This is a genomic window from Micromonospora peucetia (assembly GCF_900091625.1).
In the GTDB taxonomy this organism is placed as follows: Bacteria; Actinomycetota; Actinomycetes; order Mycobacteriales; family Micromonosporaceae; genus Micromonospora; species Micromonospora peucetia.
This window is the reverse complement of sequence record NZ_FMIC01000002.1, coordinates 6910906-6923887: the sequence shown is the minus strand read 5'-3', so window position 1 is coordinate 6923887 and position 12982 is coordinate 6910906. Positions and strand designations below refer to the sequence as shown.

The window sequence follows — 12982 nt, the reverse complement described above, 5'->3', positions numbered from 1 at the left end:
CAATGTCCGACATGACTTCCACCGCGGACGCTCCTCGGCCGCCCGGGCGGCCGAGGAGCGTCCGCGCGGCCGAGGCGATCATCGAGGCGACCCTCGACCTGCTCGCCGAGGGCAGCACGATCGAGGCGATCTCGATCGAGGCGATCGCCGCCCGCGCCGGGGTCGGCAAGGCGACCATCTACCGCCGCTGGCCGGGCAAGGAGGCGCTGCTGCGCGACGCCCTGCGAACGCTCAAGGGCACCCCGCCGGAGCCCACCGGCGGCCCGGTCCGCGACGACCTGATCCTGCTGGTCGGCGCGGTCGGCCACCACATCGACCCGCGGGCGGCGCGGATCATGCCCTGCCTGGTGCCGGAGGTCAACCGCAGCCCCGAGCAGTACCAGCTCTACCAGAACATCATCGAGCCCCGGCGCGAGATGATGCGCGAGGTGCTGCGGCGCGGGGTGCGCTCCGGCGAGCTCCGCGCGGATCTCGACGTCGAGGTGGCCATGGCGATGCTGACCGGCCCGATGCTGGTGCAGCGGGTGATGCGCTGGCACCCCGACCTTGACGAGGCGACCCTCGCCGAGCGGATCGTCGACGGCGTCCTGGACGGCCTCCGCGCCCGCTGACCGCCCGGCGGTCAGCCGGTCGGCGTACGCAGGCGGTGCAGGCGCAGGGCCAGCTGCACCTCCAGCGCCCGCTGCGGCTTCTGCCAGTCCGCGCCGAGCAGCTGCCCGACCCGCTCCAGCCGCTGGGTGACCGTGTTGACGTGCACGTGCAGCAGCTCGGCGGCCCGGGCCAGGCTGCCGCCCACCCCGAAGTACGCCTCCAGGGTCTTCACCAGCGCCGTGCCCCGCCGGGCGTCGTAGTCGACCACCGGCCCCACGGTGGCGGTCAGGAACCGGTTCACGTCCTTGTCGCCCCCGTCGCCGACCGCGCCCAGCAGCAGCCCGACGAAGCCCAGCTCGGCCGTGCTCGCCCCCTGCCCCGAGCGGCCCAGCGCGCCCAGCGCGGTCAGGCAGCGCTCCGCCTCGGCGAACGTCGCGGCCAGCGACGCCGGCCCCGTCGACGGGCCACTCGCCCCGGCGGTCACCGGCCGGCCGGTCACCCGGGACAGGTCCCGGGCCACCGCCCGGGCGCTGCCGCCCGCGTCCCGGCCCGGCAGCATCAGCACCACCCGACCGTCGCGCGCCGCCGCCAACCCGCCGCGGGTCGAGGCGTACGTGGTGGCCCAGGAGAGCACCCGCTGCCGGGCCGAGCCGGTCGCGGCGATCGCGTCGTCGCCGACCGCCACCAGCACGTACGGCGCGTCCAGGTCCACCCCGAGCCGGCGGGCCCGGCTGCGCAGCGCGTCGGTGTCCCGCAGCGGCCGGGCGATCAGGTCGTCGAGCAGCTCGCCCCGGACCCGCCCCTCCGCCTCGGCGACGGTACGCCGGAACAGCAGCAGCAGCGCCGTCACCAGGGACGCCCGCTCCAGGATCCGCTGGTCGGCGTCGACCAGCTCGTCGTCGGGGCGCAGCACCAGCGCGCCCAGGTTCTCCGCCCCGGCCACCACCGCTGCGTACCAGAGCCGGCCCCGGCGCACGCTGCGCCCCTCCGTACGCGAGGCGGCCACCGCCTCCACCATGTCGGCCCGGTCCGGCTCCTCGATCTCGCCGACCCGGGCCAGCAGCCGGCCCTCCGCGTCGAGCGCCAGCAGCGCCCCGCCGAGCACGTCGGTGACCGCCGCGGCGACGTCCTCCACGCCGCCACCGCGCAGCACCAGCGCGGTCATCCGGTCGTGTGCCGCCGCGGCCCGCTCCACCGAGCTGCTGTGCGCCCGGATGGTGGTGTTCGCCGTCGACAGCTCCTCCAGGGCCGCCTGCGTCTCCCCGAGCAGCCGCGCGGTGTCGATCGCCACCGCCGCGTGCGCGGCGAGGGACACCAGCAGCGCCACCTCCTCCCGGACGAACGGCCGGGCCGAGCGGTTGGCCGCGTAGAGTACCCCGATCGAGGTCGAACCGAGCCGCAGCGGCACCCCGAGAATGGCCACCAGGCCCTCCTCGCCCACCCCGGCGTCGATCTCGCCGGTGTGGTGGAACCGCTCGTCCTGCGGGTAGTCCGCGGTGACGTACGGGGCGCCGGACTGGGCCACCAGTCCGCCGAGGCCGGCGCCCATCGGCAGCCGCAGCCGCTGGAAGCGGGCGGAGACCGAACCGTCGGTGACCCGCATGTACGTGTCGCCGCGCTCGTCGTCGTCGAGGGTCATGTAGGCGACGTCGGCGCCGAGCAGGTTGCGCGCCCGGTGCACGATCGCGCGCAGCACGTCGTCCAGGTCGCGCAGCCCGGCCAGGTCGCTGACCGTGTCGTACAGCCCGGAGAGCTCGATCTCCCGGCGGCGGCGGCGTTCCAGCAGCGCGCGGACCCGCAGCGCCACCGTCCTGGCCTGCTCCAGCTCGGCGAGCCGCTCGGACGGCAGCCCGGCGGCGCGCGCGGCGACGAGCGGCCCCTCGAACTCCACCGCGGCGGCCTCGCGGGCGAGCAGTTCCAGGAACTCCACCGGTGACGACATGACCGACATTGTGCGGCTTGCCACTAGTTCGCCGTCCAGCCCCCGTCGAGCGCGATGGACGCGCCCGTGATGAAAGCCGCCGGCGGTGAGCAGAGGTACGCCATCAGCTCGGACACCTCCTCCGGCTCGATCAGCCGTTTGATCGCCGCCCGGGCCAGCATGATCTTCTCCAACACCTCGCTCTCCGGGATGCCGTGGCTGGCGGCCTGGTCGGCGATCTGGCTCTCCACCAGCGCGGTCCGCACGTACGCCGGATTGATGCAGTTGGCGGTGACGCCGTGCGCGGCGCCCTCCAGCGCGACCACCTTGGACAGCCCCTCCAGCGCGTGTTTCGCGGAGACGTACGCCGACTTGTACGGCGAGGCCCGCAGTCCGTGCACCGAGGAGATGTTCACGATCCGCCCCCAGCCCCTGGCGTACATGTGCGGCAGCGCCCGGCGGATGATCAGGAACGGTGCCTCCACCATCACCCGGTGCAGGTGCGAGAAGCGCTCGGGGGAGAACTCCTGCACCGGCGCCACGTGCTGCAGGCCCGCGTTGTTCACCACGATGTCCACGTCGGCGTCGAGCCGGTCCACCGCGTCGGGGTCGGCCAGGTCCACGCCCGCGGCCCGCCCGCCGGCCTCCGCCGCCACCTCCTCGGCCGCCTCGATGTTGCGGTCCACCACCAGCACCCGGGCCCCGGCGGCGCCCAGCCGTAGGGCGCAGGCCCGGCCGATGCCGCTCCCGCCCCCGGTCACCAGGGCGGTACGACCGGCGAGGTCGACGTGTACGACGTGGGGGACCGCCACGGGTTCTGCCGTCATGGCGCAAGAAGTTACGAGCTGTGTGTCCGGGGGCACATGGGCCGGTGACACATACTCGACGGCCGGACTGTGTGGCCGCCGCGCGCCCGGGCGGCGTGTCGGCCTGCCCGGCGTGTCCCCGACGGCGGGGTGTCGCCCGGCTCGGTAGGGTGTCGAACACACGTACTGCTGACGGCTGGGGGAGGAGGCGGCGTGCGCGTGCTCGGCGTCGACCCGGGGCTGACCCGGTGCGGGGTCGGCGTGGTGGAGGGTGTGCCGGGGCGGCCCTGCACACTGGTCGCCTACTACGTCGTCCAGACCGATCCGGGCGACGAGCTGGCGCTGCGCCTGCTGCATCTGGACCGTTCGCTCACCGACCTGGTCGCCGAGCACCGGCCGGACAGCGTCGCCGTCGAGCGGGTCTTCAGCCAGCACAACGTCCGCACCGTGATGGGCACCGCCCAGGCCAGCGGGATCGCCGTGCTCGCCGGCGCCCGCGCCGGGCTGCCCGTGCAGACCTACACGCCCAGCGAGGTGAAGGCGGCCGTGACCGGCTCCGGGCAGGCCGACAAGGCGCAGATGACCGCCATGGTCACCCGGCTGCTGCGGCTGGCCGAGCCGCCGAGGCCGGCCGACGCCGCCGACGCCCTGGCCCTGGCCATCTGTCACGTGTGGCGCGGCGGGACGCGCTCCAAGCTGGCCGCCGCGGCCGACCGGGTACGACGAGGAGGAGCCAGATGATCGCCAGCGTGCGCGGGGTGGTGACCGCGACCGGTCCGGACCACGCCGTGGTGGAGGTCGGCGGGGTGGGCCTGGCGGTGCAGTGCGCTCCCGGCACCCTCGCGGACCTGCGGGTCGGCCAGCCCGCCCGGCTGGCCACCAGCCTGATCGTCCGGGAGGATTCGCTCACCCTCTACGGCTTCGCCGACGACGACGCCAAACAGCTTTTCGAGCTGCTCCAGACCGCCAGCGGCGTCGGTCCCCGGCTGGCTCAGGCCGTGCTCGCCGTGCACACCCCCGACGCGGTGCGCAAGGCGATCGCCAACGCCGACACCGCCGCGCTGACCCGGGTGCCCGGCATCGGCAAGAAGGGCGCGGAGCGACTGGTCCTGGAGCTGCGCGACCGGGTCGGCCCGGTGCCGGTCGGCGCCGACGGCGCAGCCGGGGTCACCGGCGGGGCCTGGCCCGAGCAGGTCCGTCAGGCGCTGGTCGGGCTCGGCTGGACAGCCGGTCAGGCCGACCAGGCGGTGGCCGCCGTGGCGCAGACCGTCGACGGTGAGGTCCCGCCGGTGCCGGTCCTGCTCAAGCAGGCCATCCGGCTGCTGGGCCGCACCCGATGACCGGCCCCGACAACGGCCTGGTCTCCGCCTACGTGCACGACGCCGACCTGGACGCGGAGGCCACCGTCCGGCCGAAGCGGCTGGAGGAGTTCATCGCCCAGCACCGGGTCCGCGACCAGCTCGACCTGCTGCTCCAGGGCGCGATGCGGCGCGGCTCCCCGCCCGACCACATCCTGCTGTCGGGCCCGCCCGGGCTCGGGAAGACCACCCTGGCCAACATCGTCGCCGCCGAGCTGGGCTCGGGCATCCGGGTGACCAGCGGCCCGGTGATCGAGCGCTCGGGCGACCTGGCGGCGATCCTGACCAGCCTCACCGAGGGCGACGTGCTCTTCATCGACGAGATCCACCGGATCGCCAAGCCGGCGGAGGAGTTGCTCTACAGCGCGATGGAAGACTTCCGGGTCGACGTGATCGTCGGCAAGGGCCCGGGCGCGACGGCGATCCCGTTGGACGTCGAGCCGTTCACCCTGGTCGGCGCGACCACCCGCTCCGGGCTGCTCACCGGGCCGATGCGCGACCGGTTCGGCTTCGTCGCGCACCTCGACTTCTACTCGCCGGCCGACCTGGAGGTGCTGCTGCGCCGCTCCGCCCGGATCCTCGGCGTGCCGATCACCGACGAGGGCGCCGCCGAGGTCGCCGGCCGCTCCCGGGGAACGCCCCGGATCGCCAACCGGCTGCTGCGCCGGGTCCGCGACTTCGCCGAGGTCCGGGCCGACGGCGTGGTCACCCTGGAGACCGCCCGGGCCGCCCTGAAGGTGTACGACGTCGACGCGCTGGGTCTGGACCGGCTGGACCGGGCGGTGCTGACCGCGCTGGTCGACTCCTTCCGGGGTGGGCCGGTCGGCCTGTCCACGCTGGCCGTGGCGGTGGGGGAACAGCCGGACACGGTCGAGGAGGTCTGCGAGCCGTTCCTGGTCCGGGCCGGTCTGCTGGCCCGTACGCCGCGCGGCCGGGTCGCCACCGAGGCCGCCTGGCGGCACCTGGGCCGTACGCCGCCGAATGGTACATTTGGTATGGATACCCCTCCCGTGCCCGATCTGTTCTCGATGGACGCCGATCAGCCGTGATGCGAACGTGATCTGTGCCGCATTCGGCGTTCCCAGGTGCAGGGATTAGACTCGCGCCGGTCTGTACAGGACGTGAGAATCCGCCTCCGCTCCGGCGCGCCCGCGTCGGACCGGGGGCCAATGGGAAGGTCTTTCACCGTGCTTTACGCAGCAGAGGGCGGCGGGGGTGCCGGCAGCCTGACGCCGATCCTCATGATCGCTCTGCTCTTCGGCGTCATGTATTTCATGATGATCCGCCCCCAGCAGAAGCGCCGCCGTGAGGCGACGTCCATGCAGTCCTCCCTCGCCCCCGGCGACGAGGTGGTCACCATCGGTGGGCTCTACGGCACGGTCACCGGCGTGGACGACGACACCGTCCTGCTCGAGGTCGCGCCCGGTGTGCAGACCCGGTACGCCCGTCCGGCCATCGCCCGGGTGGTCAGCCAGGCGGAACGCCCCGCCGAGCCGGTCGCCGAGGACGCGGACGTCGTCAAGGAGTGACGGTTGCTCCCCGTCCCGCACGGGTTGTCGGTCGCCGGCCTCCGGTGACCAGTTCACCCGACGGGGCAGCGGAGGCGACGTGAAAACAGGATAGTTGGGCCCGACGTCGGAAGCCGTCCCGTCCCGTTCCGCTCGGTGCCTCACGCCGAGCCGCGGAGCCGGGGTTCGGCCCCCGACGCCGGACCGTCGGAACCGCCGGACGGACCGGCCGACCCCCGCCGCAGCAGCGGCGCGACCGTACAGGGAGACAGGACAGCCGTGGCACCACCTCAGGGACAGATGCGCCCCGGACGGCAGTTGGCCGTGCTCGGGCTCATCTTTGTCGTCCTCTATCTTTTGGTGTTCTTCGCGGGCGGCGCCAGCGGCGGCTTGAAGGAACGGCTCGAGCCCAAGCTCGGTCTGGACCTCGTCGGCGGCACCCGACTGACGCTGGAGGCGACCAACAGCGTCGACGGCCGGCCCCCCACGGCGGAGAACCTCGAAGAGGCCCGCCAGATCATCGAGAGCCGGGTCAACGCCTTCGGCGTCGCCGAGGCCGAGGTGGTCACCGAGGGCAACCGCAACATCGTGATCTCCCTGCCCGGTGAGAACCGCGACCTGACCGAGGTGGGCAGCGCCGCCGAGCTGCGCTTCCGCAAGGTGCTCAAGGCGGCCGACGGCAGCGGCGCGACCGCCGCCCCGGCGCCCGCCCCGAGCCCGTCGGGCAGCGCGGCACCGGCCCCCTCGGGCAGCGCCGTCCCCTCGGGCAGCGCCGCCCCGTCGGGCAGCGCCGGGCCGAAGGTGACCCCGTCGGCGACCGGTGGTCAGGGCGGGATGGCCCCGGCCCCGAGCGCCAGCGCGTCGGCCTCGCCGAGCGCCACCCCCTCGTCCGGCGCCGCGACCCCGACGCCGAGCGCCAGCGAGGAGCCGGTGCCGCAGAGCGTCGAGGACCAGCGCAAGGCCGTCGAGCAGAAGGTCGGCGCCCCCGCCTGGGCCGCCGCGAGCGGGCTCCAGGCCCCGGCCGACCTGACCGCCGACCCGTCGCTGGCCGAGAAGCTCAAGCCGTTCGCCACCCTGGAGCCGCGCGAGGTCGCGGTGCTGCCGGCGACGATGCAGTTCAACGTGCCGCAGATCAGCTGCGCCCAGCTCGACAAGCGCCCCCCGGCGTCGATCTCCGCCCCCGACCAGCAGGTGGTGGCCTGCGAGGACGGCGCCGCGAAGTACCTGCTCGACCAGGCGAAGGTGCTCGGCACCGACGTGAAGGGCGCCAGTGGGGTGATGGACCAGACCAGCCAGTGGGTGGTCAGCCTCGACTTCACGGGCGACGGCCAGACGAAGTGGACCAACCTGACCCGCGAGGCGTTCAACAACGAGGCCCAGGCCTGCGACGCCACCGCCCTCGGCCAGGACGGCAAGTGCCGGGTGGCCGTCGTGCTGGACAACGAGATCGTCTCCTCGCCCGAGATCCAGGGTGTGCTGACGGGCAACTCGCAGATCACCGGCAACTTCAACCAGCGTGACGCCAACACGCTGGCCGGTCAGCTGCGTTACGGCGCGCTGCCGGTGACCTTCGAGGAGCAGGAGCAACAGAACGTCACCGCCACCCTGGGCGCCAGCCACCTGCGGGCCGGCCTGCTCGCGGCGGGCATCGGCATGCTGCTGGTCATCATCTACTCGTTCTTCTACTACCGCCTGCTCGGCTCGGTCATCTTCCTGAGCCTGATCCTCTCGGCGCTGCTGGTCTTCGGCGCGCTGGTGGTGCTCGGCCGGCAGATCGGCTTCACCCTCACCCTCGCCGGCATCGCCGGCATGATCGTCTCACTCGGTGTGGCGGCGGACTCCTTCGTCATCTACTTCGAACGACTGAAGGACGAGATCCGGGAGGGGCGTAGCCCGCGCAGCGCGGTGCCGCGCGCCTGGATCCGGGCCCGCCGCACGATCATCTCGGCCAACGCGATCACGCTGATGTCGGCGGTGGTGCTCTACGTGGTCTCGGTCGGAACGGTGAAGGGCTTCGCCTTCGCCCTCGGCCTGGCCACGGTGCTGGACCTCGTCGTGGTCTTCCTCTTCCGACACCCGATCATGACGATGTTCGCCCGCACTTCCGCGTTCATGTCCCCGCGGGTCAGCGGTCTCGGGCGGGCGCTGCCACCCCGGACGGTCGAGCCGACCACGTCCCGCAACCCGCGCGCCAAGGAGGCCTGAGATGGCAAAGAGTGGTCTCGCGAGCCGCCTCTACCGCGGCGAGGCCGGCCTCGACATCATCGGCCGGCGCAAGGTCTGGTTCGGCGTCGCGCTCGGGCTGATCCTGCTGTCCGTGCTCAGCTTCGGGCTGCGCGGCTTCACCCTCGGCATCGAGTTCGCCGGTGGCAACTCGTTCCAGATCCCGGCCAGCGTCGGCACCCTGGACCAGACCGAGTTGAAGGTCGGGGAGGCCCTGGAGACGGCCGGCGGCGACGCCGAGGTGGTCACCACGCAGAAGGTCGGCGGCCCCGGCGGCGACTTCTACGAGGTGCGCACCACCCAGCTCGACACCGAGCAGGCCAACGCCGTCAAGGTCCAGATCGCCGAGGAGTTCGGCATCGACGCCGCCACCATCAGCGGCAACCAGGTCAGCGAGGCGTGGGGCAGCCAGGTCACCTCCCGGGCGCTGCTCGGCCTGTTCGTCTTCATCGCGGTGGTGCTGGTCTACCTGATCCTGCGCTTCGAGTGGCGGATGGCGGTCGCCGCGGTCTCCTCGCTGATCGTGAACCTGATCCTCACCGCCGGCATCTACTCGTTGGTCGGCTTCGAGGTCACCCCGTCGACGGTCATCGGCTTCCTCACGATCCTGGGCTTCGCGCTCTACGACGTGGTGGTGGTCTTCGACAAGGTGCAGGAGAACACCCGAGGCATCACCGCCAACAACAACCAGACGTACGGCGAGGCCGCCAACCTGGCGATCAACCAGAGCCTCATGCGGTCGCTGAACACCTCGGTGGTCGCGCTGCTGCCGGTCGGTGGTCTGCTCTTCATCGGTGCCGGCCTGCTCGGCGCGGGCACCCTGAAGGACCTCGGCCTGGTGCTCTTCGTCGGTATGGCGGTGGCGTTCCTGACCTCGATCCTGCTGGCCACGCCACTGCTGGTGCTGCTGAAGAACTACGACCCGCGGATCCAGGCACACAACAAGCGGGTGCTGTCCCGCCGGGGCGCGATCGCCCGTGGCGAGGTCACCCCGAAGGGCACCGCCCCCCGCACCGACGAGTCCGACGACGAGCCGGTCGACCCGGAGTCGGCCGAACTGGCCGGCGCCGCGCCGAGGGTGGGCGCCCGACCGGCCGGAAAGCGGCCGACCGGGGCCCGGGGCGGCCGACCGGCCGGCGGCGGTGGCAACCGGCCGGGTGGCGGCAAGCGGCGCTGAGCCGGGCCGGGCAGACCCGGTAGGAACCGATCCGACGGCGTCCTTCATGCTGGCGAGCAACATGAAGGACGCCGTCGTCGTGCGGCGTCCTTCATGCTGTGAGCAACATGAAGGACGCCGTCGTCGTGAAGGGAAACGGAACTGCCGTGACGGAGACCCACAGCACCGTGGTACGGGGAGACAGCGGCTCGGAAGCCGCCGAGCTGGTCGCAAGCCGGGTGCTCGACGTGCCCGACTTTCCCAAGCCCGGTGTCATGTTCAAGGACCTGATGCCGTTGTTCGCCGACGGCGACGCGTTCCGCGAGGTGATCGACGGCATCATCGCGTACCACGGGCGGGACTCGTTCGACGTCGTGGTCGGCATCGAGGCGCGGGGGTTCGTGGTCGCGGCGGCCATCGCGTACGCGACCGGGATCGGCGTGGTGCCGGTGCGCAAGGCCGGCAAGCTGCCCCGTCCGGCCTATTCGGCCTCCTACGCCCTGGAGTACGGCGAGGCCACGCTGGAGGTGCACGAGGACGCGTTCACCGCCGGGCACCGGGTGCTGGTGGTCGACGACGTGCTGGCCACCGGGGGCACCGCCGAGGCGACGCTGGACCTGGTGGAGCGGGCCGGCGGGACCGTGGCCGGCTTCACCGTCCTGCTGGAGCTGGCGCTCCTCGGCGGCCGGGAGCGGCTGGCACCGCGTCCGGTCCATGCCCTGTTGACCGTCTGACCGGACCAACCGCCGGACGGACCCGGTGCCGACCGTCCGGCGGAGCGGCGGGGCACGGTGCGTGCGGGTAGCATTGCCCTTTGCTGACCGGGCGGGACCGTCCGGGCGGCGCGAGACCAGGCCGGCCGGCGCACGGTCGGTTTTTCCCGGCGAGCGGTGAGGAGGCCGGTGTCCCACGATGTCGCCCCTCCGGTGGAGGGCACGGTGTACCCGACAGGCGACGCGGACGGCTCGGTGGCCGCACGGAACGGTGACGCGCCAGCCCGGGAGGCGGGATCCGGCGCGACCGGCACGGCTGAGCCCGTACGCCCCGACAGGCCGGGCGCGACAGCGGGTGGCGCGGGCACGGCGGCCGAGGGGGTCGTGCTCCCGTTCCCCGGCGACGGAGCCGGCGATCCCCTGCCGAGCGCCGGTTTCGCGCTCTCCACCGCGCCCACCGGCCGCAGGGTCCGGGCGCGGCTGGCGAGGTTCAACGCGCCGTGGCAGTCATCGCAGGTCAGTGAGGTTCTGGAACCGCTGATCTCGACCCATCGGGACGCCCACCCCAAGGCCGACGCACGGCTGCTCCAGCGCGCCTTCGACACCGCGGCACGCTGGCACTCCGGGCAGTACCGCAAGTCCGGCGACCCCTACATCACCCACCCGCTGGCGGTGGCCACGATCCTGGCCAACCTCGGGATGGACACCACCACCCTGGTGGCCGCGCTCCTGCACGACACCATCGAGGACACGGAATACACCCTCGACCAGATGCGGGCCGACTTCGGCGGCGAGGTGGCGCTGCTGGTCGACGGGGTGACCAAGCTCGACAAGGTCAAGCTGGGCGACGCGGCCAAGGCCGAGACGATCCGCAAGATGGTCGTGGCGATGGCCAAGGACCCGCGGGTGCTGGTGATCAAGCTGGCCGACCGGCTGCACAACATGCGCACCCTCACCTTCCTGCCCCGCCCGAAGCAGGAGCAGAAGGCGAAGGAGACGCTGGAGATCCTGGCCCCGCTGGCCCACCGGCTGGGTATGAACACGATCAAGTGGGAGTTGGAGGATCTCGCCTTCGGGACGCTCTTCCCGAAGCGCTACGAGGAGATCAACCGGCTGATCGGGGAGCACCAGCCGCAGCGCGAGGCGCTGCTGCGCCAGGTGACCCAGAAGGTGCAGACCGACCTGAAGGCCGCCAAGATCAAGGCGGAGACCACCGGGCGGCCGAAGCACCTCTACTCGATCTACCAGAAGATGATCGTGCGGGGTCGCGACTTCAACGACATCTACGACCTGGTCGGGGTGCGGATCCTGGTCGACACGGTGCGGGACTGCTACGCCGCGCTGGGCGTGATCCACGCCAACTGGCAGCCGGTGCCGGGCCGGTTCAAGGACTACATCGCGATGCCCAAGTTCAACATGTACCAGTCGTTGCACACGACGGTCATCGGGCCCACCGGCAAGCCGGTGGAGATGCAGATCCGCACGTACGCGATGCACCGCACCGCCGAGTTCGGCATCGCTGCGCACTGGAAGTACAAGGAGCACAAGGGCACCCAGATCGTCGGTCCGCCGGCGCACATCGACGAGATGACCTGGCTGCGTCAGCTGCTGGACTGGCAGCGGGAGGCGGCCGACCCGAGCGAGTTCCTCGACGCGCTGCGCTTCGACCTGTCCAGCCAGGAGGTGTACGTCTTCACCCCGAAGGGTGACGTCATCCCGCTGCCGACCGGGTCGACGCCGGTGGACTTCGCGTACGCGGTGCACACCGAGGTGGGGCACAAGTGCATCGGGGCGCGGGTCAACGGCAAGCTGGTGCCGTTGGAGTCGACGCTGTCCAACGGCGACGTGATCGAGATATTCACGTCGAAGTCGGAGACGGCCGGTCCGACGCAGGACTGGCTGGGCTTCGTCAAGAGCCCGCGGGCGCGGACGAAGATCCGCCAGTACTTCAACAAGGAGCGGCGCGAGGAGGCGATCGAGGCCGGTAAGGACTCGATCGTCAAGGCGATGCGCAAGCAGGGCATGCCGTTGCAGCGGATGCTCACCTCCGACGCGCTGATGTCGATCGCCCGGGACCTGCACCTGGCCGACGTGGCCTCCCTCTACGCCGCAGTCGGCGACAGTCAGGTCTCCGCCCAGTCGGTGGTGCAGAAGCTGATGGCCGCGTACGGCGGCGAGGAGGGCGCGGCGGAGGACATCGCCGAGACCGCCGTCGCCACCCGTCCGCCCCGCAGCCGGCAGAGCAGCGCCGATCCCGGCGTGGTGGTACGCGGGGTCAGCGACGTGTGGATCAAGCTGGCGCGCTGCTGCACGCCCGTGCCGCCGGACTCGGTCTTCGGTTTCGTCACCCGCTCCGGCGGCGTGAGCGTGCACCGGGACGACTGCGCCAACGCCGAGGACCTGCGCGCGCAGATCGAGCGGGTGGTCGAGGTGAGCTGGAAGCTCACCTCCGCGTCGACGTTCCTGGTCGCCATCCAGGTCGAGGCGCTGGACCGGCACAAGCTGCTCGCCGACGTGACCAGGGTGCTCTCCGAGGAGCGGGTGAACATCCTCTCCGCGACGGTCACCACCACCCGCGACCGGGTGGCGGTGAGCCGGTTCAGCTTCGAGATGGCCGACCCGAAGCACCTGGGCCACCTGCTGGCGGCGGTCCGCAAGGTCGACGGCGTCTTCGACGCCTACCGCGTCACCTCCGGCGCCTGACCC

The 12982-nt window shown here is 72.3% G+C and carries 11 protein-coding genes; 9 read left to right on the top strand and 2 right to left on the bottom strand.

What is annotated here, in order from left to right; genetic code table 11:
- Positions 1 to 2 precede the first annotated feature (2 nt).
- Positions 3 to 611, top strand: coding sequence for a TetR/AcrR family transcriptional regulator (locus GA0070608_RS30245; RefSeq protein ID WP_091633146.1), 609 nt, complete (start codon positions 3 to 5; stop codon positions 609 to 611).
- Positions 612 to 622: 11 nt separating this feature from the next.
- On the opposite strand, the gene GA0070608_RS30240 is transcribed toward GA0070608_RS30245, so the two are convergent.
- Together GA0070608_RS30240 and GA0070608_RS30235 are read right to left on the bottom strand one after the other, a co-directional pair.
- Positions 623 to 2542, bottom strand: coding sequence for a helix-turn-helix domain-containing protein (locus GA0070608_RS30240; protein ID WP_091633142.1), 1920 nt, complete (start codon positions 2540 to 2542; stop codon positions 623 to 625).
- Between the two features lie 14 nt (positions 2543 to 2556).
- Positions 2557 to 3339: a 3-hydroxybutyrate dehydrogenase gene (locus tag GA0070608_RS30235; protein ID WP_091633139.1), complete on the bottom strand. Its 783-nt coding sequence runs from the start codon at positions 3337 to 3339 to the stop codon at positions 2557 to 2559.
- 192 nt (positions 3340 to 3531) lie between these two features.
- Here GA0070608_RS30235 and ruvC point away from each other — a divergent pair, with 192 nt between their 5' ends.
- The 8 genes from ruvC (at position 3532) to GA0070608_RS30195 (ending at position 12979) form a co-directional block, all read left to right on the top strand.
- Positions 3532 to 4059 carry a crossover junction endodeoxyribonuclease RuvC gene (gene ruvC, locus GA0070608_RS30230; protein ID WP_091633135.1) on the top strand — a complete coding sequence of 176 codons (528 nt, stop codon included), beginning with the start codon at positions 3532 to 3534 and terminating at the stop codon, positions 4057 to 4059.
- A complete protein-coding gene (ruvA, locus tag GA0070608_RS30225; RefSeq protein ID WP_091633131.1) occupies positions 4056 to 4658 on the top strand; it encodes a Holliday junction branch migration protein RuvA in 603 nt (200 codons plus the stop codon). Before ruvC ends, ruvA begins: the two co-directional genes overlap by 4 nt.
- Positions 4655 to 5725 (top strand): Holliday junction branch migration DNA helicase RuvB, encoded by a 1071-nt coding sequence (gene ruvB / locus GA0070608_RS30220; RefSeq protein ID WP_091633127.1) that lies wholly within the window; start codon positions 4655 to 4657, stop codon positions 5723 to 5725. Before ruvA ends, ruvB begins: the two co-directional genes overlap by 4 nt.
- 138 nt (positions 5726 to 5863) lie before the next feature.
- Positions 5864 to 6205, top strand: a complete 342-nt coding sequence (yajC, locus tag GA0070608_RS30215; RefSeq protein WP_218107611.1) for a preprotein translocase subunit YajC — start codon at positions 5864 to 5866, stop codon at positions 6203 to 6205.
- 258 nt (positions 6206 to 6463) lie between these two features.
- Positions 6464 to 8389, top strand: a complete 1926-nt coding sequence (gene secD / locus GA0070608_RS30210) for a protein translocase subunit SecD (RefSeq protein WP_176733903.1) — start codon at positions 6464 to 6466, stop codon at positions 8387 to 8389.
- A gap of 1 nt (position 8390) precedes the next feature.
- On the top strand, positions 8391 to 9584 hold the full coding sequence (gene secF, locus GA0070608_RS30205; RefSeq protein ID WP_091633116.1) for a protein translocase subunit SecF: 1194 nt from the start codon (positions 8391 to 8393) through the stop codon (positions 9582 to 9584).
- Positions 9585 to 9730: 146 nt separating this feature from the next.
- Complete coding sequence (locus GA0070608_RS30200; protein ID WP_091636539.1) at positions 9731 to 10297, top strand: adenine phosphoribosyltransferase; 567 nt, start codon at positions 9731 to 9733, stop codon at positions 10295 to 10297.
- 234 nt (positions 10298 to 10531) lie between these two features.
- A complete protein-coding gene (locus GA0070608_RS30195; protein WP_411970798.1) occupies positions 10532 to 12979 on the top strand; it encodes a RelA/SpoT family protein in 2448 nt (815 codons plus the stop codon).
- Positions 12980 to 12982: the final 3 nt, after the last annotated feature.

Bases quoted from the DNA above. Each gene is read 5' to 3' on its own strand.
- GA0070608_RS30245 (WP_091633146.1), top strand. From the start codon at position 3: ATGTCCGACATGACTTCCACCGCGGACGCTCCTCGGCCGCCCGGGCGG.
- GA0070608_RS30240 (WP_091633142.1), bottom strand. From the start codon at position 2,542: ATGTCGGTCATGTCGTCACCGGTGGAGTTCCTGGAACTGCTCGCCCGC.
- GA0070608_RS30235 (WP_091633139.1), bottom strand. From the start codon at position 3,339: ATGACGGCAGAACCCGTGGCGGTCCCCCACGTCGTACACGTCGACCTC.
- ruvA (WP_091633131.1), top strand. From the start codon at position 4,056: ATGATCGCCAGCGTGCGCGGGGTGGTGACCGCGACCGGTCCGGACCAC.
- ruvB (WP_091633127.1), top strand. From the start codon at position 4,655: ATGACCGGCCCCGACAACGGCCTGGTCTCCGCCTACGTGCACGACGCC.
- secF (WP_091633116.1), top strand. From the start codon at position 8,391: ATGGCAAAGAGTGGTCTCGCGAGCCGCCTCTACCGCGGCGAGGCCGGC.